This window comes from Burkholderia sp. YHN3-13 (assembly GCF_055810675.1).
In genome coordinates, this window is sequence record NZ_JBVVNQ010000022.1 from 46,325 (window position 1) to 69,956 (window position 23,632).

At 65.0% G+C, this 23,632-nt stretch carries 19 protein-coding genes and 1 pseudogene; 14 read left to right on the top strand and 6 right to left on the bottom strand.

The genetic code is table 11. The features are described 5' to 3' along the window. Nucleotides 1–105 precede the first annotated feature (105 nt). From AC0KUR_RS32495 to AC0KUR_RS32545, 11 genes and pseudogenes are all read left to right on the top strand, one after another. On the top strand, nt 106–1,413 hold the full coding sequence (locus tag AC0KUR_RS32495; protein ID WP_069706453.1) for an NtaA/DmoA family FMN-dependent monooxygenase: 1,308 nt from the start codon (nt 106–108) through the stop codon (nt 1,411–1,413). A 175-nt stretch (nt 1,414–1,588) separates the two neighbouring features. Next, entirely contained in the window at nt 1,589–2,392 is an 804-nt protein-coding gene (locus tag AC0KUR_RS32500; protein WP_049036649.1) for a transporter substrate-binding domain-containing protein, read from the top strand. Nucleotides 2,393–2,396: 4 nt separating this feature from the next. Continuing rightward, nucleotides 2,397–3,131 carry an ABC transporter permease gene (locus tag AC0KUR_RS32505; protein WP_059562182.1) on the top strand — a complete coding sequence of 245 codons (735 nt, stop codon included), beginning with the start codon at nt 2,397–2,399 and terminating at the stop codon, nt 3,129–3,131. Then, nucleotides 3,128–3,895 (top strand): ABC transporter permease subunit, encoded by a 768-nt coding sequence (locus AC0KUR_RS32510; protein WP_034190419.1) that lies wholly within the window; start codon nt 3,128–3,130, stop codon nt 3,893–3,895. The genes AC0KUR_RS32505 and AC0KUR_RS32510 overlap by 4 nt, the downstream gene beginning before the upstream one ends. Nucleotides 3,896–3,921: 26 nt before the next feature. Beyond that, the gene (locus AC0KUR_RS32515; protein ID WP_049036652.1) at nt 3,922–5,304 is read left to right on the top strand and encodes an LLM class flavin-dependent oxidoreductase; all 1,383 of its coding nucleotides are present in this window, start codon (nt 3,922–3,924) and stop codon (nt 5,302–5,304) included. 102 nt (nt 5,305–5,406) lie between these two features. Then, a complete protein-coding gene (locus AC0KUR_RS32520; RefSeq protein ID WP_473376917.1) occupies nt 5,407–6,957 on the top strand; it encodes a sugar ABC transporter ATP-binding protein in 1,551 nt (516 codons plus the stop codon). After that, nucleotides 6,957–8,012: an ABC transporter permease gene (locus AC0KUR_RS32525; protein WP_473376918.1), complete on the top strand. Its 1,056-nt coding sequence runs from the start codon at nt 6,957–6,959 to the stop codon at nt 8,010–8,012. Before AC0KUR_RS32520 ends, AC0KUR_RS32525 begins: the two co-directional genes overlap by 1 nt. A gap of 166 nt (nt 8,013–8,178) precedes the next feature. After that, on the top strand, nt 8,179–9,249 hold the full coding sequence (locus AC0KUR_RS32530) for a substrate-binding domain-containing protein (protein ID WP_473376919.1): 1,071 nt from the start codon (nt 8,179–8,181) through the stop codon (nt 9,247–9,249). 50 nt (nt 9,250–9,299) lie between these two features. After that, nucleotides 9,300–9,830, top strand: a complete 531-nt coding sequence (locus tag AC0KUR_RS32535) for an OsmC family protein (RefSeq protein ID WP_473376920.1) — start codon at nt 9,300–9,302, stop codon at nt 9,828–9,830. Nucleotides 9,831–10,172: 342 nt separating this feature from the next. Further along, nucleotides 10,173–10,903, top strand: a pseudogene (locus tag AC0KUR_RS32540) (transporter substrate-binding domain-containing protein). 481 nt (nt 10,904–11,384) lie between these two features. After that, nucleotides 11,385–11,900, top strand: a complete 516-nt coding sequence (locus AC0KUR_RS32545) for a hypothetical protein (RefSeq protein ID WP_473376921.1) — start codon at nt 11,385–11,387, stop codon at nt 11,898–11,900. On the opposite strand, the gene AC0KUR_RS32550 is transcribed toward AC0KUR_RS32545, so the two are convergent. The 4 genes from AC0KUR_RS32550 to AC0KUR_RS32565 all read right to left on the bottom strand — a co-directional run bounded on the left by AC0KUR_RS32550 (nt 11,813) and on the right by AC0KUR_RS32565 (nt 18,345). After that, nucleotides 11,813–12,151, bottom strand: coding sequence for a hypothetical protein (locus tag AC0KUR_RS32550; protein ID WP_473376922.1), 339 nt, complete (start codon nt 12,149–12,151; stop codon nt 11,813–11,815). The genes AC0KUR_RS32545 and AC0KUR_RS32550 overlap by 88 nt on opposite strands. A 315-nt stretch (nt 12,152–12,466) precedes the next feature. Beyond that, the gene (locus AC0KUR_RS32555) at nt 12,467–13,894 is read right to left on the bottom strand and encodes an efflux transporter outer membrane subunit (protein ID WP_473376923.1); all 1,428 of its coding nucleotides are present in this window, start codon (nt 13,892–13,894) and stop codon (nt 12,467–12,469) included. Then, nucleotides 13,891–17,088, bottom strand: coding sequence for an efflux RND transporter permease subunit (locus AC0KUR_RS32560; RefSeq protein ID WP_473376924.1), 3,198 nt, complete (start codon nt 17,086–17,088; stop codon nt 13,891–13,893). Before AC0KUR_RS32560 ends, AC0KUR_RS32555 begins: the two co-directional genes overlap by 4 nt. Nucleotides 17,089–17,100: 12 nt before the next feature. Beyond that, nucleotides 17,101–18,345: an efflux RND transporter periplasmic adaptor subunit gene (locus AC0KUR_RS32565; protein WP_473376925.1), complete on the bottom strand. Its 1,245-nt coding sequence runs from the start codon at nt 18,343–18,345 to the stop codon at nt 17,101–17,103. Between the two features lie 313 nt (nt 18,346–18,658). Between AC0KUR_RS32565 and AC0KUR_RS32570 the strand changes: the two genes are divergently transcribed. From AC0KUR_RS32570 to AC0KUR_RS32580, 3 genes are all read left to right on the top strand, one after another. Further along, a complete protein-coding gene (locus tag AC0KUR_RS32570; protein ID WP_176730085.1) occupies nt 18,659–19,408 on the top strand; it encodes a response regulator in 750 nt (249 codons plus the stop codon). After that, nucleotides 19,392–20,669 carry an ATP-binding protein gene (locus tag AC0KUR_RS32575; RefSeq protein WP_473376926.1) on the top strand — a complete coding sequence of 426 codons (1,278 nt, stop codon included), beginning with the start codon at nt 19,392–19,394 and terminating at the stop codon, nt 20,667–20,669. Before AC0KUR_RS32570 ends, AC0KUR_RS32575 begins: the two co-directional genes overlap by 17 nt. Before the next feature lie 635 nt (nt 20,670–21,304). Further along, on the top strand, nt 21,305–21,655 hold the full coding sequence (locus tag AC0KUR_RS32580; RefSeq protein ID WP_049036377.1) for a VOC family protein: 351 nt from the start codon (nt 21,305–21,307) through the stop codon (nt 21,653–21,655). A 375-nt stretch (nt 21,656–22,030) separates the two neighbouring features. On the opposite strand, the gene AC0KUR_RS32585 is transcribed toward AC0KUR_RS32580, so the two are convergent. After that, nucleotides 22,031–22,954, bottom strand: a complete 924-nt coding sequence (locus AC0KUR_RS32585; RefSeq protein ID WP_473376927.1) for an MBL fold metallo-hydrolase — start codon at nt 22,952–22,954, stop codon at nt 22,031–22,033. 36 nt (nt 22,955–22,990) lie between these two features. Further along, nucleotides 22,991–23,629: a DUF3331 domain-containing protein gene (locus tag AC0KUR_RS32590; RefSeq protein WP_473376928.1), complete on the bottom strand. Its 639-nt coding sequence runs from the start codon at nt 23,627–23,629 to the stop codon at nt 22,991–22,993. Between the last annotated feature and the right edge of the window lie 3 nt (nt 23,630–23,632).

A 23,632-nucleotide genomic window follows, 5' to 3' on the forward strand; every position in this document is an offset into this window, starting at 1 on the left:
TGCTGCCACCGATCGAACGGAATCACGAGGAATGCAGATGAACGATCCACGCGAACGATACGCGACGCGCAGCGCACGCCGTGGCGCGACGAACGGAGCCGCGTCATGAGCGGCGCGCGCAGACGACTGAAGACGCTCGTCGGTGCGGCGAGCGTGCTGTACGCGCCCGGCGACCCGGACGTCGTGCACGGTGTGCGCCGCGCGGCGTCGCTCGCACGCAAGGCGGAAGCCGAGAAGATCACCGGCCTCTTTACCGCCGACCTGCTGCAGGCCGACGCGGCTGGCCTGGCCGGCACCACGGGCAGCCAGGAGCCGATCGTCGCGCTGGCGGCATTGAGCCAGGCGACCTCGTCGATCGGGCTCGTCGCGACGGTGTCGACCACGTATCACCATCCGTACAACCTCGCGCGGCTGATCGGCACGCTCGATCACGTCAGCGGCGGGCGGGCCGCGTGGAATGCGGTCACGTCGTCGGTCGGCGAGGAGAATTTCGGCGACGCGGCGTTGCCCGACCCCGAACGGCGTTATGCCCGTGCGGCCGAATTCGTCGAAGTCGTCAACGCGCTGTTCGATGCGAACGATCCGCGTGCGACGCGGCGCGCGCAGGGCGGCGGCCTCTCGGTCGACCCGCGCAAGCTCGGTGCGATCGACTACCACGGCGAGCACTTCCAGGTGCGGGGGCCGCTGAACGTGCCGCCGTCGCCGCAGCGCCGGCCGGTGCTGTTTCAGGCCGGGCAGTCGGCCAGCGGCGTATCGCTCGGCGCGAGGTACGCGGAGGTCGTCTACACGTCTCAGCCGACGCAGGACGATGCGCGCGCGTTCGTCGCCGAGCTGCGCCGGCAGGCCGCCGTCTTCGGTCGCGGCGACCGGCCGCCGCTCGTGATGAACTCGTTTCATTCGGTGATCGGCGAGTCCGATGCCGACGTCGCGCGACGATTGCGCGACAAGCATGAGCGCATCGATTACGAACAAGGCAGGCTGAAGCTCGCCGACATGCTCGGCGGCAGCGTCGACTTGCGCGACCTGCCGCTCGATCAGCCGCTGCCGGCGGCGTTGCTGCCTGCTATCGACAGCGTCCATCGCCGGCGAGGGCGTGTCGCCATCTTCGTCGCCTATGCGCGCCAGCGGCTGACGCTGCGCGAACTGATCATCCGCGCACAGGAGACCGGCCACTGGTTCGTCGCCGGTACGCCCGAGCAGCTCGCCGATGCGATCGAGGCGCGCTATCGCGAGGGGCTCGTCGACGTGCTGTCGCTGCACGGGCTCGGCCAGCCGGACCAGGAAGACCTGCTGCTCAACGGCCTGCTGCCTGAATTGCGGCGTCGCGGCCTGCTCGATACCGACTACGTGGGCGGCGATTTCCGCGCGAATCTGGAGCTGCCGGCGCTGCGGCGCGAAACAGCGGAGGCGTGAGCGGGCGAACGATGCACCGTGCGTCGCGTTCGACGGTGCGCCGTTCCGCCATATCGCGCGATCAGATATTCATCGAAAAAATAACCATTTGGTACACGCGTCGGCACGCATTACAGTCTCGCCTCCTGCCGGCCGCGACGCCGGTCGTTCCGACGTTATTTCAGAAATTCGCCACATGAATCGTTTGATGCGTTCCAGGGTCCGCCGTGCCGCGGCCGCGCTGTTCGTGCTCGGCCTCGTGCCGGCTTCCCATGCGGCCCAGCCGACGTTGCGCGTCGGCATCGACGCCGAGTCGTATCCGCCGTTCTTTTCGAAGGACGCGGGCGGCAAGTGGAAGGGCTGGGAAATCGACGTGCTCGATGCCGCGTGCGGCAAACTGAACGTGCGGTGCGAGCTCACCGACATCGCGTGGGACGGCCTGATTCCGGCACTGCAGAACCGCAAGATCGACGTGATCTGGTCATCGATGACGATCACCGGCGAGCGGCAGAAAGCGATCGATTTCAGCCGTGCCTATTACGAATCGCCGACGGTGTTCGTCGGCGCGAAAAGCGACCGGCGCCGCGTCGACTGCGCGGTGCCCGCGAGCGTCAAGGGCAGCGTGATCGGTGTCGAGGCCGGCACGAACTTCTCGGCGTTCCTCGATGCCCGCTTCAAGCAGGACGCGCAGATCAAGGCATTCGACAAGTTCGACAACGCGCTCGCGGATCTGGTGTCCGGCCGTGTCGACTACGTGCAGGAAGGCAAGGGGCTGTTCACGGCCTTCCTCGCGTCGCGCGACGGCAAGGACTTCGAGGTCAAGGCGACCTGCGCGGACAATCCGCTGCTGGGCCTCGGGGTCGGCGCGGGCGTGCGCCGTGGCGATGCACTGCGCGGCAAGCTGTCGACCGCGATCGCGCAGCTGCAGCAGGACGGTACGTGGGATGCGATCACCGCCCGCTATCCGAACCTGAAGGGCACGATCGAGAAGGGCCGCTGACCCGATGGCCGCGGACGACTCGCTGCTCGCGCTGCTTGCATTCGACGACGGTGGATATGGCCACGTGTTCGCGGGCGCGTTCGCGCTGACGTTCGGCGTCGCGGCGGCGTCGTTCTGCACCGGCGTGCTGCTCGGCATCGCCGGCGCGCTCGGCAAGCTGTCGCGCCACGCGCCGCTCGCATGGCTCGCGCGGCTCTACACGACGCTGGTGCGTGCGCTGCCCGAGCTGTTGTGCCTGCTGCTCGCGTTCTACGCGCTCGCGCCTGCCGTCGAGGTCGCGCTGCACCGCGGCGGCCTGGTGCCCGACGGCTTCGCGTTCCCGCCGTTCCTCGTTGCTGCGCTGTCGCTCGGTTTCATCCAGGGCGCGTATCTGACCGACATTTTCCGCGCGGCGCTCGTCAACGTGCCGATCGGGGAGATCGAAGCCGCGCATGCATACGGGATGACGCCATGGCAGACGTTCACGCGCATCCGGCTGCCGGCCGCCGCGCGGCTCGCATTGCCGGGCGTCGGCAACGTGTGGCTGAACGCGACCAAGGACGCGTCGTTCATCAGCGTGCTCGGCTCGTTCACGGACTTGCTGAAGGCGAGCCAGCTCGCGGCCGGCGCGACCCGTCACTACGTATTCTTCTATCTCGTCACGGCCGCGTTGTTCCTGCTGCTGAGCATCGCGTCGACGGGCATCTTCGCGGTGCTCGAGCGGCACGCGAACCGTGGCACGAGGCGCGCGACCGCATGATCTTCTCGCTGCCGTTCCTGTTCGATACGGTGATGCCGAAGCTGCTCGCCGCGGTGCCGACGACGCTCGCGCTGACGCTGCTGTCGGGCACGGCCAGCGTGCTGCTCGGCGTGCCGCTCGCGCTCGCCGCTGGTGCGCGCCATGCGCCGCTGCGCTGGTCCGCGCGCGGCTGGATCATGCTCGTTCGCGGCACGCCGCTGCTCGTTCAGCTGTATTTGCTGTACTACGGATTCGGGCAGATCGTCCCGCGCGAATGGATGCGCGACAGCTGGGCATCGCCGCTGCTGCGCGACGCGTTCTGGTATGCAATCGTCGCGTTGAGCGTGAACGAGAGCGCGTATGTCGCGACGATTCTGCGCGGCGCGATCGCCGGCGTGCCGGCCGGCGAGATCGAAGCCGGGTACGCATACGGCATGACGCGCGTGCAGGTGCTGCGCCGCATCGTCGGCCCGCGCGCGTGGCGGCTCGCGCTGCCCGCGCTCATCGGCGAGGCGATCCTGCTGCTGAAATCGACCGTCCTCGCGTCGACCGTGACGGTGTTCGACGTGATGGGAACGGCCAATACGCTGCGCTTCGAGACGTTGCGCGTCTACGAGCCGCTGGCCGGCGCGGCCGTCGTCTATGTCGTGCTGGTCGCGCTCCTCACCATTCCGGCCTCTCGTCTCGAGAGGCATGTCAATCGCCATCTGGCGCGCGCCCCCCACGCTCGCGTGCCTGCACGCCGTCGCCGCGCGTCGCCCAACGCGTGGGCGGCACCCAACTGATTCCTGCCCTGGTAACGAACCCCACGATGTCCGATCCTCGCCCCTTGCTGTTTTCCCTGTACGAACAAGCCAGCGTCGGCTGCGGCGGCGCGCCGAGCCTGTGGACCCATCCGGCCGACGAACGGCTGCGCGCGAATACGCTCGCGTTCTGGTCGGATCTCGCACGCACGGCCGAGCAGGCCGATCTCGACATGCTGTTCTTCGCGGACGTGCTCGGCCTGTACGACGTCTATGGCGGGTCGGCCGACGCGGCACTGCGATGGGCGGTCGAGGCGCCCGCGAACGATCCGATGATGCTGATTCCGGCACTTGTCGCGCAGACCGAGCGGCTCGCGTTCGGCGTGACGGCGAGCACGACCTACGAGCATCCGTTCGCGCTCGCGCGCCGCTTCAGCACGCTCGATCATCTGAGCAACGGCCGGATCGGCTGGAACATCGTGACGTCCTACCTGACGAGTGCGGCGCGCAACTTCGGGCTCGACCGGATGGTCGGCCACGACGAACGCTACGCGCGCGCGGAGGAATTTCTCGACGTCGTGTACAAACTGTGGGAAGGGAGCTGGGCGGACGACGCGGTCGTGGCCGACAAGCATGCGCCGCGCTATGCGCGTGGCGACCGCGTGCGGCCGATCGCGCACGAGGGCACGCACTATCGCGTGCAGGGGCCGCACGTCTGTGCGCCGTCGCCGCAGCGCTCGCCCGTGCTGATCCAGGCCGGCTGGTCCGGGCGCGGGCGCGAGTTCGCGGCGAAGCACGCGGAGGTGGTATTCGTCGCGAAGTCGAATCCGCACGAGATCCGCGCCGGCCTCGACGAGATTCGCCGGCTGGCGGCCGAACGCGGCCGGGCGGCGGACGACGTGAAGTCGCTGACCGTGCTGCGGATCGTGACCGCGCGCTCGTCGAGCGACGCGAAGGAGAAATACCACACGCTGCAGCAGCACTACCATCAGCACGCACAACTCGTCAGCTATGCGGGCGACACCGGTATCGACATCGACCGCTACGCGGACGACGAACCGCTGACGACGCGCACGGAAGGGCTCACGTCCTACGTCGTGCGGCCCGACGGCGGCGGCAAGCCGCTCACGGCCGGCGACGTGCGGCGCAAGTTCGCGAGCGTCACGCGCGGCACCGACCTGATCCTCGTCGGCGCGCCGGACGAAGTCGCGGATCAGCTCGCCGAGCATGCACGGCAGTCGACCACGAGCGGCTACATGCTCAATCCGCTGATCAGCCCGGGCACGCTGGACGATTTCGCCGAACTGATCGTGCCGGAACTGAAAAAGCGCGGCCTATACCGGACGACTTCGCCGGCCGGTACCTTCCGCTCGCGGCTGAGCGGCCGCGACCGTCTGCCGGACACCGCGCATGGCGCGTCGTTCCGGCAATCCGCATCCGACGAACGGTGACGAGCCGGGCGATACCGAGCTGCTACCAGGGGAGGTACGTGACGTGAATCACGACGTGCTGTTCCGGTTTCAACCACGCCGTGCCCGACAGGGGTATCCGGCATGAATGCGACGGCAAACGGGATTGCCGGTGCGACGCGCGAAAGTCGATCACATCGATCGGCATCGCCGCCGGTCCTGCGCGCGGCTGGCATCGCGAAGCGTTTCGACGCGACCGTCGCGCTGTCGGCGTTGAATCTGTCGATCGACGCGGGCGAAGTCGTCGCGCTGATGGGCGCGAACGGCGCGGGCAAGTCGACCTTCGTCAAGATCCTGAGCGGCGCGCTGCGCCCGGACGGCGGCACGCTGACACTGCGCGGCGAACCGTATCGACCGGCGTCGCCGCACGCCGCCAAGCGGCTCGGTGTCGCGACCGTCCACCAGTCGGTCGTCGACGCGGTCGTGCCGACGCTGTCGATCGCCGACAACCTGCTGCTCGACCGGCTGTGCGATCGGGCGTCACCGTGGCGTGCGACGCCGGCCGCACGGCGTGCCGCGGCGCGACCGCTCGCCGAGCGGGTCGGGCTCGACGTCGACCTGGCCGCGCCGCTGGCGTCGCTGTCGCTGGCGGACCAGCAGCGTGTGACGCTGGCGCGCGCGCTTGGCGGACAGCCATCGCTGCTGATACTCGACGAGCCGACCGCCAGCTTGTCCGAACCGGAGGCCGAGCGGCTCTTCGCGCTGCTTGACGCGTTGCGCCGCGATGGCGTGGCGATCCTGCTGGTGTCGCATCGGCTCGGCGATTTGCGCCGCATGGCCGACCGCGTGGCGATTGTCCGCGATGGCCGGATCGTCGCGGATTTGCCCGCGCCCGTCGATTTCGATGCGGCGGTGGAAACGATGATCGGACGGCCGTTGCCGAAAACGCGTGAGCCGGCACCGGCCCGCGCCGCGGCGCGCGAGTCGGACGCCACGTTCAGCATGCGGCGTATTCGGCTGACGCCGGCCAGCATGCCGTTCGACCTCGATGTCCGGCACGGCGAGATCGTCGCGATCGCGGGCCCGGTCGGCGGCGGCAAGTCGCGTCTTGCCAGTACGATCTTCGGCGCCGCGCGGGCGGTGTCCGGCGACATGACGCTCGACGGCCGCCCGTGGCGCCCGCGTTCGCCGGCCGATGCGATTCGCGCCGGCGTCTTCCTGGCCGGCGAGGACCGTTGGCGCACGTCGCTGTTTCCCGACAGCGTGCCGTTCGCGTCGATCGCGGGCACGATCGGTTTTCCGTTTCTGGCGCGCTGGTTCGCGCGCGGCCCGGTGGGCAGGGCGCGTGAACGCGCGGCCGCCGCGGAGGCGATCGCACGGTTCGGCATCCGCTGCACCGGCCCGGACGATCGCGTGGTCCGCCTGTCGGGCGGCAATCAGCAGAAGGTCGTGCTCGCACGCTGGCATGCCGAACCCGCGCGGCTGTTGCTGCTCGACGAGCCGTTTCAGGGCATCGATGCCGGCGCGCGGGCCGATATCGTCGATACGCTGCGGCGTCACGCGCATGCCCGTGCGACGATCGTGTTCGTCAGCGATGTGGAAGAAGCTGCCGAGATCGCCGACCGTATCGTGCGGTTCGATCGCGCGACGCTCGATGACCTGCCTTCGACATCCTCCACCCTGAGCGCCCCCTGATGAAAACCGTGACTTCTTCCACCGAGCACGATGCCGCACCCGTCGAACGGCCGCGCGCCGCGCCGGCCCGCATCCGCGACGCCCTCGAGCGCACCGGCATCCTGCTCGTGCTGGTCCTGCTGGTGATCGGCTTCGCGCTCAGGGAACCCGCGTTCCTGAACGTCGACAATCTGTTCAGTATCCTGCAGTCGGTGTCGATCGTCGCGTTGCTCGGCGTCGGCGTGACGATCACGCTCGCGGCCGGCGGTTTCGACCTGTCGGTCGGCAGCGTGGCCGCGACCGCGCAGATGGCCGCCAGCTATGTGCTGGTCGTGTGGCACGGCGGCACGCTGGCGGCGGTCATCGCCTGCGTGACGCTCGGCATGGCCGCCGGGTGGTTCAACGGCGTGTTGATCACGCGCCTGCGCGTGCCCGACCAGCTCGCGACGCTCGGCACCTTGTTCCTGATGGCCGGCCTGCAATTGATTCCGACCGGTGGCCGTTCGCTCGCGACCGGCTCGGTGCTGCCCGACGGTACGGATGCGACCGGCGTGTTCCCCGACGCGTTTCTCGCGCTCGGCCGGTTGCGCGTGTTCGACGTGGTGCCGTTGCCGGTGCTGCTGCTCGTCGCTATCACGGCAGTCGCATGTGTCGCGATGGAGGCGACCCGATGGGGCCGCGTGATCTATGCGATCGGCGGCAACGAAACGGCCGCGCGGCTTGCCGGTGCGCCCGCCGCGCGCTACCGCGTGGCCGCGTATGTCGTATCGGGTGCGATCGCGTCGCTGGGCGGCGTATTGATCGCCGCGCGGGTCGGTCGAGGCGACGTGAGCGCTGGCCACTCGCTGCTGCTCGATGCGGTGGCCGCCGCGCTGATCGGCTACGCGGTATGGGGCGCGAAGCGGCCCAACGTGTTCGGGACCGTCGTCGGCGCGGTATTCGTCGGTGTGCTGCTCAACGGGCTGACGATGCTGAATGCCCCGTACTACATGCAGGATTTCATCAAGGGGGCGCTGCTCGTGCTCGCGCTGGCGTTCACGTTCGGCATCGGGCGTCGGACGGATGCGCGCGCGTGACGCACGTGCCGTCATGCGTCGCAGCGGCTCGCATGGATCGGCCGGCTCGCGGAACGGTAACGGTTTGCCATCCGAAGTGATATCCATTTTCGAATCGCTCGGTTTGAGTTTGCATGCGGCGCTGATAGATTGAGCCGATATTGTCCAATGTGGAGACAGGCTCGCCATGCGCTCGTTGCTTCGCCGGAAATCGCGCGTCGATCTGAAGATCGGTGCGCTCGTGCTGTGTTTCGCGACTGCGCTGGGCGTACCCGCCGTGCAGGCCGGTCCGCTCAAGGGGGCGCCCGCGCCGTTCGACAAGGGCGGCGTGAAGATCGCGCTGGTCAACTATCTGTCCACCGGCGACTTCTTCCAGGCGTACGAGGCCGGCGCGCAGAAGCAGGCGCGTGCGCTCGGCATCGACCTGCGCATCTACGAGGGCCGGCAGGATGCGGCCGAGCAGCGCGAGCAGATCCAGCAGGCGATCAGCGTCGGGGTGTCCGCGATCATCGTCAATCACGGCCTGCCGGAGTCGCTGAAGGACGTCGTGCAGCGTGCGCTGGACAAGGGCATCAAGGTCGTCGCGTTCGACGTCGATCTCGGCAACCCGAAGGTGCCGCAGATCGAGCAGAACGATCGCGACCTCGCGAACCTGCTGCTCGGGCAGGCCGTCAGGGACAACGGCGACGCGTTTTCGGCCGGGTACGTCTACGTTGCCGGTTTTGCGCCGCTCGACCGCCGCGACGCCGCGTGGCGCGACTTCAAGCGCGCGCACCCGAAGGTGCAGGAGAAGGCGCGCTGGGGCACCGTCGACACGCCGATCGCGCAATCGGTCGCGAATCAGGCGGCCGCGGCGTACCGAGCGAATCCGGATATCCGCGTCGTCTTTGCGCCTTACGACGAGTTCGCGCGCGGCGCGAAGCTCGCCGCGGACGAAGCGAAGCTGTCGTCGAAGATTCGCATCTACAGTGCCGACATCTCGACGGCCGACATCGAGGCGATTCGTGCGCCCAACAGCGCGTGGGTCGCGACGGCCGCGACCAATCCCGCGGTCGTCGGCGCCGTGTCGGTGCGCGCGGCCGCACTGCTGGTCGCCGGCCAGAACCCGGGCGCGCGCATCGCGGTCAAGCCGACGCTGATCACGCGCGACGATCTCGTGAAAAACGACATTCGCACCGTGGCCGAGCTCGGCGCGAAGTTCCCCGCATTCCGGGCAAGCGACGCGGCGACTGCCGCATGGATTCCGGCGGTCGACTGATCGCGTGCGAATGCAGCGAGCGATCCGCGCAATCTACCCATGATTCGACCATGACGACTCTCAACGACTATCTCGTACAAAAGCGCGATGCGTGGCTCGCGAAGCAGCAGGCGGCCCGCAACGATCCCGAATTCAAGGCGACGCCGCTGAAGGCGACCGTGCGCGCGCTCGGTCGCAGCGGCGTGCGCGAGATCCGGATTCGCGACTTCCAGGTGATCAGCGACAGTCCGCCGGACTTCGCGGGCTATAACCTCGGGCCCGCATCGCCGGAGCTGCAGCTTGGCGTGCTCGGCAGTTGCCTCACGCATATCACGTTGATTCAGGCCGCGGAGCGTGGCCTGAAGGTCGACTCGATCGAGGTCGAGGTCACCGGCGACCAGCATCCGCTCGCACAGCAGCCGGGGTTCGAGCATGTTCCGGTATTCCCGCACAACATCCGCTATACGCTCGACATCGTGTCGCCCGAGCCGCCCGAAGCCATTCGCGCGTTGCACCAGGCGGTCGAGGCGGTCTGTCCGATCTTCAACTTGCTGAGGCTGCCGCAAGATATCGGCGGCGAATTGAGGCATACGCAAGGTTGACGCGTCGGACTGACGATTCGTTCATGCAGCTTCGCGGCATTCGCATGCGGGTTTCATTGTGGTTTCGCGTTTCGTCGTGCCGGGCGCGGCAAACATGGTGCGGATCGAGTCGGTGTGTCGGCGTTCGATACGCAACCGTCGAGGCATGATCCATATACGATTCGGTATGCGAATCGTTAAGGAGAAGCGTCGCAATCCGACCCACCTGGGAGGACTGTCGGGCAGTATTGGCTTGGCTTTTACTGATGGATTCCGCTCAGGAACGAACATCCGTGTGTATGGGTAGAATCATGACCAATCGGCGCCAGATGCGGTGGCCGTCCCATTTCGCGAGACATGGCGATGAAGGTAACGATTGCGTACATCGACGAACCCCCTTTTGGATGGACGGAACCCGGAGGAACTGCTTCGGGTGCCGATATTGAACTGGCCGGTGTCGTTCTTCGGGCGATTGGCGTCACGCGGATCGAGCATCGCCTGACGCATTCAGTGAACTGCTGCCCGGCGTTGCAACTGGACGCTGGGATATGAACGTTCCGCTCTTCATTACGCCTGAACGCGCCAGATCGGTCGCATTCAGCGAACCTGTATGGGGGATCGGCGACGGCTTTCTGGTTCGGGCCGGTAACCCGAAGGGCCTCAACAACTACACGTCACTCGCCAAACGCTCCGACGCCCGCCTTGGCATCATTGCCGGACAGGTTCAGCACGACTCGGCAAAAGAGGCGGGCATAAGCGATGACCAGATAGCCGTCTTCGCGCACCAAGCCGACGCGATTGATGCGGTTCTCTCCGGCACGATCGACGCGTACGCGAGTACGGCGCTGGGAAATCGCATTGTTGCGGATCGGATTGGAGCCTCAGCGCTTGAGGCCGTGCCGCACGAGCCGGAAGCGAATGGCAAGCAACAGAGGCCCCCACTCGGCGCATTCTCGTTCGACCCGCAAAACAGCGCGTTGCGCAATGCGGTAAACCGGCAGCTACGTTCTTATTTGGGTTCGCCGGACCATCGGGCCAGAATGGCGGTATTCGGCTTGTCGTCCAACGAGATCGACCCCGCTCTCGAGTGGTGAGCATGGCGGGTGTCAACCGATAATCGCCAGTCGGAAGAGCTTGATGGATTGCCGTCAATTTTCGGGCGCCCGTCCAACAATCGATCTCGAACCGATCGAATTGAATGGCTGCCCGGGAGGAAACCGCATGGCTGCTTCGGGTTGCGGATTCAATCGGTCATGATGAGCTGCAGCGCGCCATAACTGGACGTTCGACAGCCGTCCGCGATTCGTCGACAGTCGAGCCGTAGGGTGCAGGTAGGCCTTCGGTCGAAATACACCTAAAGATTTTGTGCGGCGTGCCGTTACTAAGTGATTTGGGATAGTTATGTCGACGCCTAACACAGTTGCGCCATCTTCATGGAAGTCGAAGGTAACATTTCTGATTTCGATGGCCCTGTCAGCCGCGCTCGCCGCAATCGGAACATACTATTCGACCATGTACGCGAGCCTAGCGTCATCTGCGAGTGACCAAGCGACACGATATGTTGACTTCCAGATAGTGAAAGAAAACAACGTGACTGGTTTTTTTCAGATTCCAGGCGTTACGCTGTTGTATAAGGATGAGAAGGGGAACTCTCTTAAGGCTTTGAGCCTTGTCAAAGTCGAACTGCAGAATTTCAGCGCGCGCGATATCGCTAGAGTGGATCTTCAGATCGATGCAACAGCACAAAACGACACTCCGCCGGCGCTACAGACCTTTCGTATCGGAAATGGTCCTGCGGAGGATTTCGATGCCGAGAAGAATATCACGCAGACTGTAACGCATGGGACGCTTTCAATCTCCATTCCTCTGAAGAGCATCAACCGCACTGAAGCGTTCGCTCCTGTGCGAACGCTTCTCCTCTATTTCAAAGGGGCGTCGGCGCCCGATGTGGTGGTCTCAACAAATGCTGCTGGCGTCTCCGCTAGGCCGTTCGCATATCAGCACTATCTGGATTCAGAAAACAGCCACGGGATGGCGGCCAACTGCTCGTCATGGATGACGAGGATCTGCTCGACGATCGCCAGTTCGTGATCGAGCAGCAGGCAGCGCTCCCCTCGATCCACACGCGTGACGCATGCATTGAGTGCTGCTTCCGCGCGCCGGTACAGATCAAGGTCCGTGCCAGTCGAGGTCGCATCCCGCAGATAGAACGCGAGGTACACCACGCGAACCAGGCAAATGACCTGGTCGAGGTCCCCGCGCCCACCCCGCACGGTGGCCAGGGCGAGGTGGTTCTCCAGTGACAGCGCATGGATCTTTTCCGTTGGCAACGGCAGAAACATTTCTCTCGTTAGGTGCGATCGACCGGCTCGTCGCATTGATCGTCTCTTGTTTTCCAATTTGCTCGCTCGTGACTGAATCGCGTCTCTCGTCATGCCAGATCGAGGCGGTCTGATCGCACACTAGGAATCTGTACACCTATCCGTTCGACATGCAGCGATGCCCCGTGAAAATCAACGATGCCCGATCACCCGCTCGGCGGCCGGCTGCCGAGACCGGCCCGGTAAACGGGCCGTGGAGTCGAGGCAGGATCAAGGCGTGCGGGCGAATCGGATGGGTCATTGTCGAAGCAAACGACCCATCGACCGTTCGTATGACTATCGTTGCGCCATCGCGCTCGTCTCCGACCAGCCGCCGCCCACCACCTTGTACAGCGTGATGAGGTTCGACTGCTTGGCGAGCATGTCCGTGATCAGTTGCTGTTGCGCAGTGTAGAGCGTGCGCTGCGCGTCGAGCAGGGTCAGGAAGCTGTCGGTGCCGCTGCGGTAGCGTGCCCGCGCGAGGTCGTAGTACTGCTGAGCGGCGTTCACGTAGTCGCGGTCCGCAGCCACCTGCGTGACGTACGTCGTGCGTCCCGCGAGTGCATTCGACACTTCCTTGAACGCCGTCTGGATGGCCTTTTCATAGTTGGCGATGTCGATATCCTTCTCGACTTTCGCTACGTCGAGCGTGGCGCGGTTGTAGCCGAAGTCGAAGATGGGCACCGAAATGGACGGCGCAAATGTCCACGCACCCGTGCCCGCCTTGAAGAGGTTCGAGAGGCTGCTGCTCGTGGTGCCCGCGGAAGCCGTCAGCTCGATCTTCGGAAAGAACGCGGCGCGCGCTGCGCCGATGTTGGCGTTGGCGGCCTTCAGCGTGTGCTCGGCTTCGACGATATCGGGGCGGCGCGTGAGCAGATCCGACGGCACGCCTTCGCCGATGTCCGCGAACATGTTCTCGCTTTCCATCAGCGCACCGCTTTGCGGCAGATCGGTGGGCAGCGGCGCGCCGATTTCGGCCACCAGGTTGTTGCGGTCCTGCGCCACCGCACGCGTGTACGAGGCCAGGCTCGAGCGCGCGCTGGCCAGCGAGTTTTCGGCCTGGCGCACGTCCTGCAGCGACGCGCTGCCGATCTTCATCATGCGCACCGTGAGGTCGTAGGTGTGCTGGTCCGCATCCACGGTGTTCTGCGTGACCTGCAGCGTAGCTTCGTCGGAGAGCAACTGCAGATAGTCGGTAGCGACCGTCGCGATCAGGCTGAGCTGCGTGCTCGTGCGCGCCGCGTCCGTGGCGAGGTATTGCTCCAGCGCCTGGCGCTTGAGGCTGCGCAGGCGGCCGAAGAAGTCGATTTCCCACGACGTGAGCCCCACGTTCGCACTGCTCGAACTGGATGAGCTCGTGGAGCCTTCCACGCGTTCGCGCGTGACCGAGCCGGATGCGCTGATGGCGGGCCCGATGTTGGCGCGCGCGATGCGGTACTGCGCTTCGTACTGCGCCACGTTGAGCGCGGCCACTCGCATGTCGCGGTTGTTCGCGAGTGCGACTTCGATCAGCTTTTGCAGGCGCGGGTCTCTGAAGAAGTCGCGCCAGCCGAGGTCGGCACCCAGCGGTGCCTCAGCGGTGGGCTGTGCCGCTTTCGGTTGCGTCGGCACGGGGACGGTGGACCAGGCACTGTCGACGGGCGCGGCCGGGCGCCGGTACGTCGGGTCGAGCGTGCAGCCTGCCAGTGCGACCGCGCAAAGAAGGGCGATCAGTGTGCGTTTCATGCGTTGCCCTCGTTGATGTCGGCGGAGTCCGTGGCGTGACCGTGTTCCTTGAACAGTCTGCGCACCACGACGAAGAAGACCGGTACGAAGAAGATCGCAAGCACCGTGGCCGCGATCATGCCCCCCGTTACACCCGTGCCGATGGCATGGCGTGCGCCGGCGCCGGCACCCGTACTGATGACGAGCGGCAGGACGCCGAACACGAACGCGAGCGAAGTCATGAGAATGGGGCGCAGCCGCATGTGGGCGGCTTCGAGTACGGCGTCCACGAGGCGGTGCCCCTGCGCTTGCAGATCCTTCGCGAACTCGACGATCAAAATGGCGTTCTTCGTGGAAAGCCCGATGGTGGCCAGCAGCCCCACCTTGAAGTAGATGTCGTTCGAAAGTCCGCGCCCGTGAGCGGCAAGTAACGCGCCCAGCACGCCGAGCGGCACGACGAGCAGCACCGCGAGCGGAATCGACCAGCTTTCGTAGAGTCCCGCGAGGCACAGGAACACGACGACGAGCGAGATCGCATAGAGCGTCGTGGCCTGGGAGCCGGCCTGCTTCTCCTGGTAGGACTGTCCGGTCCATTCCAGAGCGAAGCCGGGCGGCAGTTTGTGCGCGAGCTGCTCGATCGCGTTCATGGCCTCGCCGGTGCTCACGCCGGGCCGCGTGGCAGCCGAAATGCCCGTGGCGAGTTGCCGGTTGTAGCGCTCGATCTGCGGCGGCCCGAACGTCCAGTGACTCTTGGCGAACGACGAGAATGGCACCATCGTCGAGTCGTAGCCTGTCGTGCTCGTGGCGGTGCTCGAAGACGATAAGGATGACGAACCCGACGAACTGCTGCTTGCCTTCACATACCAGTCGCCAAGGTCGGCAGGCATCATGCGATACGGCGCGTCCGACTGCACGTAGACTTTCTGCACGCGCCCCGTGTCGATGTAGTTGTTCACGTAGGACGAACCGAACGCGGTCTGCAGCGTGTCGTTGACGTCGGAGATGGAAAGCCCCAGCGCGTTGGCTTTTTCGCGGTCGATGTCCACCTGCAACTGCGGCGTGTCTTCGAGGCCGGACGGGCGCACCATGGCGAGCGTCGGTTCCTTCGACGCCATGCCGAGAAACTGGTTGCGCACCGCGAGCAGCTTGTCGTGTCCTGCGCCGCCGCGGTCTTCGATCTCGAAGTCGAGGCCGCTTTGCGTACCCAGTTCCTGAATGGCGGGCGGATTCAGCACGAAGATGCGCGCGTCGCGATTGCCGGCGAAATGCTGGTTGGCGCGCGCGATGATGGCCGACGCGCTGTCGCGCGAACCGCGCAGGCTCCAGTCCTTGAGCGTCACGAACGCGATGGCGTTGTTCTGCCCTTGACCGTTGAAGCTGAAGCCGTTGATGGCGATGACCTGCTTGACGCCCGGCTCGTCTTTCAGCACGTACTGTTCCACCGTCTCCACCGTCTTCAGCGTGCGCGAGGCCGGCGTGCCCGCGGGCGCGCTGATCGACACGATGAAGTAGCCCTGGTCTTCGTCAGGCAGGAACGAGGAGGGTAACGTGACGTAGAGCAGCGCCACGACGCCGGCGATCACGCCGTAGAGGAGCATGTAACGCGCGGGCCGCGCGACCACGCGTGCGAGCGAGGAACTGTAGCCCGCATTGCTCCTCGCGAACCACCGGTTGAACCAGCCGAAGAAGCCGCGCTTTTCGTGGTGCTCCACGTCGGCGCGCTTGAGCAGCGTGGCGCACAGCGCCGGCGTGAGCGTGAGCGCAAGCATGACCGACAGCAGCATCGCCGAGACGATGGTGATGGAGAACTGCCGGTAGATCGCGCCCGTGGAGCCCGCGAAGAACGCCATCGGAATGAAGACGGCGGTGAGCACGGTGGTCACGCCGACCAGCGCGCCGGTAATCTGCCCCATCGCCTTGTGCGTGGCTTCCTTCGGGCCGAGTTTCTCCTCGCTCATGATGCGCTCGACGTTTTCCACCACCACGATGGCGTCGTCCACGAGCAGGCCGATGGCGAGCACCATCGCGAACATCGAGAGCACGTTGATCGAAAAACCGATCATCGACATCACGCCGAACGTGCCGAGCAGCGCAACGGGCACCACGATGGTCGGAATCAGCGTGGCGCGTACGTTCTGCAGGAACAGGTACATCACGAGGAAAACCAGTACGACTGCTTCGAGCAGCGTCTTCACGACCTCTTCGATCGAGATGCGCACGAACGGCGTGGTGTCGTACGGGTAACTGATCGCTACGTCCTGCGGCAATTGCAGCTGGATTTCGGCGAGCTTCGCGCGCACCGCGTTGGCTGCGTCCAGCGCGTTGGCGCCGGTGGCGAGCTTGATGGCGAGTGCGGATGCCGGTTTGCCGTTCAGACGCGACGAGGTGTCGTAGCTGTCGCCGCCCACCTCCACGCGCGCCACGTCCTTCAGCAGCACGCGCGAGCCGTCGCTGTTCACACGCAGCAGGATGTTGGCGAACTGGTCGGCGGTCGTAAGCAGACTCGACGAGCGGATGGTTGCGTTGATGGCCTGCGAGTCCGTTGCCGGCGAGCCGCCTACCTGTCCCGTGGAAAGCTCGACGTTCTGGTTCGTGATAGCCGTGGTCACGTCGGAGGGCGCGAGTCCGAAGCTGTGGAGCTTCACCGGGTTGAGCCAGATGCGCATGGCGTGCTGCGCGCCAAACAGCGTCACGTCGCCCACGCCGTTCAACTGTGCGAGCGGATCTTCGATCCGGGTCGCGATGATGTTGCCGAGATCCACCGAATTCCAGGTGCCGCCCGGCGACGAGAGCGCGACGATCATGAGGAAGCTCGTCGACGCCTTCGCCACCTGCACGCCTTGCTCCTGCACCGTTTCGGGCAAGGTAGGCGTGGCCTGCGTCACCTTGTTCTGAACCTGCACCTGCGCGATGTCGGGATTCGTGCCGGGATTGAACGTCAGCGTGATGGTGGCCTGCCCGGCGGAACTGCTCGTGGACGACATGTACAGCACGTTGTCGATGCCGCTCAGCTTCTGCTCGATCACCTGGGTCACGGTTGCGGCGACGGTGTCGGCGGAGGCGCCGGGGTAGGTGGCCGTCACCTGCACCGAGGGCGGCGCGATGGTGGGGTACTGCGCGACGGGAAGACTCGTGACCGCCGCCGCACCCACCAGCGTGATGACGATGGCCATCACCCACGCGAGAATGGGACGCTTGATGAAGAACTCTGCCATGCCGTTCCCCGCCTAGCGTTGTGCCGACACGGGCGAGGCCGTGTCTGTCGCGGGTGCCGCGTTCGCCTGCGTCTGCGGCGTATCGGCCGCCACCTTGACCGGCGCGCCCGCATGCACGCTCTGCAGGCCGCTCACGATCACGCGGTCGCCGGTGTGCAGACCCGACGTCACGATCCATTGGTCGCGGAATGCGTTGTCGGCCACCACCTGCACCTGCTGCGCGTTGCCGGTCGCGTCCGCCACGTAGACGCTCGCCTTGCCGTCCGATGTGCGCGTCACGGCCATCTGCGGCACGAGTATCGCGTTGTCGTTTTCGCCTTCTTCCAGACGGGCGCGGACGAACATGCCGGGCAGCAATTCGCGTTCGGGGTTCGGGAACGTGCTGCGCAGCGTGACCGAGCCCGTCGTGGCGTCCACGGTCACGCCGGAGAACTGCAGCGCGCCGGGGTGCGCGTATTCGGTGCCGTCTTCCATTACGAGCGTGACGGCGGCGCTGTCGCTGCCCGTTTTCTTCAGGCGCCCCGAAGCGAAGGCCTTGCGCAGCTTCAGCCATTCCGTGCTGGGGCGCGTGACGTCGAGGTACATCTGGTCGAACGCCTGGATGGTGGCAAGCGCAGTGGTCTGGTCGGAGGTGACGAGCGCACCCTCGGTCACGCTCGATGCACCGATGCGCCCGGAAATTGGGGCGCGCACACGCGTGTATTCGAGGTTGACGCGCGCAGATTCGAGCGACGCCTCGTCGGCCGTGACGTCGGCTGCGTCTTCGCGAACGGCGGCGACGGCATCGTCGTAATCCTGCTTGCTCACGGCGTTGATCTTCACGAGTTCCGTGTAGCGATCCGCTTTCGTTTTCGCCGAGGCCAGCGTGGCGCGCGCTTTTTCGAGCGTGCCGCGGGCCTGGTCGTAGGTCGCCTGGTAGGTGGCCGGGTCGATCTGGTAGAGCACCTGGCCCGCCTTCACGTCGCTGCCTTCCACGAACAGGCGCTTCAAGACGATACCGCCCACCTGCGGGCGGACGTCGGAAACCTTCAGCGAGGAAAGGCGGCCGGAGAGTTCGGTGGTTTCGACGATGCGCTGCGGCGCGAGCGTGAGTACGCCGACCGCGGCGGTTTGTGCGGCAAAGCCGGAGGGCGCGCCTGTCGGCTTGTTGCAGCCCGCGGTGCCGAGTATGGCGAATATCGAGAGCGCGGAAAATAAGCGCCGCGGCCTGCACATCGTGCGGTGGTGCGCGTGGTTAGAGAGGATTGACGTCTTCATCTTTGACCTGTTTGGACATCGCGATGCGGGAACGGGATGGCACCGAGCGCTTCAATGGCAGCTCAGCGGAACCGGTGCTGGGCAAGGCGTAACGCTACCGACGTCGCCTATTTCCGTGCTTACGGAAACTTACTGTCCAGTGACCCGAGAAGACAGACGAAAGAGACGGGGATGCTTGCTGCGTACGAAACGAAACACCAGGCGGTGCGGCACATACATCTGGCGAGCGCCAATACTCAGTAATATTTCGAAAGCCAGTCGAGCCTTCTCCGGGCTACCATCAATCCGTTCTCATCCCACCCGAATACCCGAAGTGCACGCACCCCCCTTTCCCGATTCCACGCTGCAGGTCCTGCTCGTTGATGACGACGCCGAGCTGCGCGACCTGCTGCGCAAGTTCTTCCAGCAACGCGGCAGCGCGTTCTCCGTCTTGCACGACGCCACCAATCTGGCGCGGCGGCTCGAACGCGAGCGGCCGTCCATCATCGTGATGGACCTCATGATGCCGGGCGTGGATGGCCTCACCGCGCTCAAGCAATTGCGCGCGCGCGGCGACACGATTCCCGTCATCATGCTGACCGCGCGCGCCGAAGGCGTGGAGCGCGTGCTGGGGCTCGAACTGGGTGCGGACGACTATCTGGGCAAGCCGTTCATGCCGCAGGAACTGCTCGCGCGCATCCACGCGGTGCTGCGCCGCCAAGGCCAGCCGCCAACCACGGTAGTGCAGGAGAAGCGCGCCCCGTGCCGGTTCGGCCGTTTCGAACTGGATTTCTCGACGCGCACGCTGCTGAGGGAAGGCATACCCGTGAAGCTCACGGGCGGCGAGTACGCGCTGCTCGAGGTGCTGGCCTCGCACCCCATGGAGACGCTTTCGCGTGCGCGGCTCATCGAGCTGCTCCACGGTCCGGATGCCGAGGTGACGGAGCGCGGCATCGACGTGCCGGTATGGCGCCTGCGTCGCCTGATCGAGGACGATCCGTCCAATCCCCGGCGGTTGCAAACCATGCGCGGCGTCGGCTACATGTTCATTCCCGACATCCCGGCCGATGAAGAATCCATTTGATTCGATGTTCGGCCGGCTCGTCATCACGACGGTGGGCCTGCTCGTGCTGGTTCACCTCACGTCGCTGCTGCTGATCGACCGAACCCGCGCGAGCCTCACCGCTTTCCATATTTCGCGCGTCATGGAGGCTGCCGCCCGCATGGGCGAGCACGATGGCGGCAGCGAACGGTCTGTGGCGAACATTCTCGGTATTTCGTTCGTGGACCTGAAGCAACTGCCGGCCGCCGAAGCGCAGCGCTTTCGCATCGACACGCTCGGGCCCATCGAACGGCAGCTGCGGCACGTGCTGCCGTCGGGCATCCACGTGGCGATGGATAGCGACGGCACGCTGCGCGTGCTCCCCGCAGGCAGCACGCGTGGCATCGTGCTCCCGCGGGCCGAGGTGCCACTGAGTCGTTTCACCGGGGTGCTGGCGTTGACGCTGGTGTTCGCTATCGTGGTTGCCGTCGTGCTTGCGTGGCACCTGAACCGCCCCATCCGCGATCTTGCCGCAGCCGCGCGTGAGCATCGCACTGGCCATCATCTGAACTGCGTGCGCACACGCGGGCCGCGCGAACTGCGCGAGCTGATTGGCGACTTCAACGACATGACGCGCGAGCTGGCCGAGGCAGAGCGCGAGCGCGCCGTGATGCTCGCGAGTATCGCGCACGACCTGCGGACACCGATCACACGCATGCAGGTGCGGGCAGACCTGCTGACCGACCGTAGCGATCGCGAGGGCTTTCTGCGCGATACCGAATCCATGTCGCGTGTCATCACGCAGTTTCTCGACTTTGCGCACGAGAGCCCCGAAGGGTCGCCGCAAATCAGCGTGGACACGCATTGCCGTCGCGATTACACCGACGCACCGAGTCCGGGCGGCGAAGCGCATACCGATGCGCTTGTCACGCTCGATCTGCACGCGGGGCTCGACTTCATGCTGCCCATGGTCGATATCGACCGCATTCTCTCCAACCTTGTCGAGAATGCGCTGACCTATGGCGAGCCGCCCGTGGAGATCGCCACGCGAGCGCATGACGAGCACTACGAACTCGTGGTGCGAGATCACGGGGCCGGCGTGTCCGAGCCTGACCTGGACCGCGTGCTGCGTCCGTTTGTCCGGCTCGATCCCGCGCGCGGCGGCACCGCGCACAGCGGATTGGGCCTCGCCATCGTCCGCCGCCTCGTTCGCCATCACGGCGGCACGCTGCAGATTTCCAACGCGGCCGACAGCGGCCTTGTCATAGCGATGAGGTTTCCGAAGCACAGCGTCGCGCGATGAAGCGCCGCATGCGCTGTCGCCGCTCGTCCGGGTGGCAGCGGTGTCTAGTCGAGCTTCCCTGCGCCCACCGCTTCGGCAAGCGTGAGGGCGCCTTCGTTGAGGTCCTCGGTGGTGTGTTCACCAGGTGTTGGCCGAAGGGAGGAACGGCAACCCGACATCGATCACTCCGTTCACGATATGTTTCCCCTTCATCATCGCTTCCAGTGTTCGATACCGATGACTGTGCGGATCGTGCAGCGTGAGTGCACGTCGAAGTGATCGAGACCCTTTTCGACGTGGCAGGATACGGGCGCTTCATGGCTGTTCAGCAGGGCGGCCAGACGGCGATTCGACCGGACGACGCGAGTCGAATCGAATTCCCCATAGCTCGGCGCGAATGACACAACTCGTCTACGTCCGCATTAAATTTGTCCACTCACGCAGTGGACCAAGCGTTCCGGCAGTACCCCCTGATTTCTAGACCGATTCCCGGCGTACCGGGCGGCCGGCCGGGCGAAGCACCGAGTTCAGACAGTACGCTTTCGACCTCAAGCTCAGTCAAGCTTCAATCACTGCATGAATCTGGCCGATGCTGTTGAAAGCCAATTATTTTGGCATCTGATACATTCGGTTGGCATCCATTTCGGGGGCACGTCATGAAACTTCGGACCGTGTATTTGAAGGTGAGTGATATGGAGACGTCCACTTCTTTCTGGGAGCGACTTCTCGGATATGAACCGCTGAAACGGTCCGGCAAGTGGACTGAATTCTTGATCGGCACAAACAGACTGGGCCTTTTGTTAAACGATTTTGGAGACGAGATAAAAGGTAGCAGCTCCGTCCCGGTCTTTGAGTTCGAAGAAGGTGCACTTCACGAATTCGTGAAACGGGCTACAGAAAACGGCGCCGCCATCGTGATGGACGGATTGAAGATCGCGTCCATGAAAAGCATTGTATTGAGCAGCCCCGACGGACACGAGTTCGAGCTTTGCATGTGCCGCAACTAACCACGGGCTTTGCAGTTCGTCGTATGTCCCGCGAACGACCGCTTGGCGGCGACGAAGGGCCGTTGCAGGAGCCGCGACGAATGTCGCCCGGGTCGCAAAGCATCCTTCGCGCGACCACACAACGGCCGCTCGACATCATGTGCCGCTGATTGTCGATGCCGCATAACGGAAGGATAACGAAGTAATGCCGCTTATTTTCAGGCGTATCGACTCGAACTTCAATCGCGGTAGCGCCCCGCATGCCGTGCATGCCAGGCTCAGCTCGCATACACGGTCAGGGTCCAGTCCAGCCGTGGCTCAAGATCCAGTGAACCCGCGCTCCGAGAGAGCCCAGGAGCACCGACCCGCCGAACGCCAGGTTCACCGCCGATTGCATCAGATCGTGTTCAACGGAATTCTCAGATAGCGCTTGCCGTTGTTTTCCAAAGGCGGAAGAGCGCCGGCCCGCATGTTCACCTGCATCGCTTGAAGAATCAGCTTCGGCAAGGTCAGCGTCGCATCTCGTGCGGTACGTGCCGCGACGAACGCGTCTTCAGTAATCCCGTCACGAACGTGTACGTTCGTGGTGCGTTCGGCCCCGATTGTCGTTTCCCACGCGTAGGCGTCCCGGCCGGGCGCCTTGTAGTCGTGACTCAGGAACAGTCTTGCTTCGTCGGGAAGGCAAAGCAGTCGCCGAATGGAGCGGAAAAGCCGCCTGGCGTCTCCGCCCGGCAAGTCGGCTCTCGCCGTCCCGTAATCCGGCATGAACATCGTGTTGCCGCAGAACACGGAATCGCCGATGACGTAGGCGACACTGTCCGGCGTATGTCCGGGAACGTCGAGAACCCTGCACTCGATCGCCCCGATGGTGAATCGCTCTCCGTCATCGAACAGATGATCGAATTGCGAGCCGTCGCACCGGAACTCCGGTCCAGCGTTAAACAAGCTGCCGAAGCGTCGCTGTACCGCGGTGATCGCGCGTCCGATTGCGAGCGCACCGCCGACACGCGCCTGCAGAAAGGACGCGGCGCTCAGATGATCCGCATGGACATGGGTTTCGAGCAACCATGCGATCGAGAGGCCTTCCGATTCGATATACGCGACGATAGCCCGGGCCGACGCCTCCGAACATCGGCACGTCGGTGCGTCGAAGTCGAGGACGGGGTCGATGATCGCGGCTGCAAGCGAGATCGGATCGTGAACGACATAACTCGCGGTTGACGTCGCCTCGTCAAAAAAGGAATGGACAACCGGCATCGGATGTTTTCCAGCGCGAGTTTGAACGATGCTCGCGATGGCGCGTTCGAGCGATTGATCCACGCGATGTCTCCTTTTTGGCCCACGGCCGTCTCCGGCTCAAGCCTCGGAGAAGAGTGGGGCAAAGTGCGGTTCGAGTTCGGGAAAAACATCCGCGTGCCGATCGCCAGGCCGGGTCGGCGTCGAGGCCCTGGGTTCAGAGACCGACCTGACTGATGTCTGAGCGCCCCGGCAAGGCGGCGAATCGATGGCCGACGCCTTGATCATCGCCGTCGCGTTGCTGCACATCGCGTTCCTCGCGCGCTTTGGACGAAAGACCGCGTCCCCTCGAGCAATCGATTCGCCCGTCAGAATGCAAACGCCGTCCTTCCGGGCAATCACTCTCTGCCAGGTCTGCTCGCCGTATCGACACGTCGTTGAACTGCTCCACGAGACGAGCACGGTGTCGGCTGACGGGCGCTCGAGAATCACGATGCGGACCGCCCCGAGGTTCGAATCGGTCCTGCATGCACGCCCGTCCGCTCCCGGTGTAAGCGGTGCAGCCGGAGGCGATCGCAGGGCGTCGAGGATCCTGTCCCAGCGATGCCGGTCGCTTATGCCGTTTGCGAGATCGTCGATACCTGGAGTGTTTTCCATAGCTTCAATATCGCCATTGGATGCTGGGTGCAGCGTGAGAAACGGTGCTGCCAGGCGGACAGTTTTTGCGCGAGGCCGGTGCAAAGCGCTGCACCGGCCCATCGC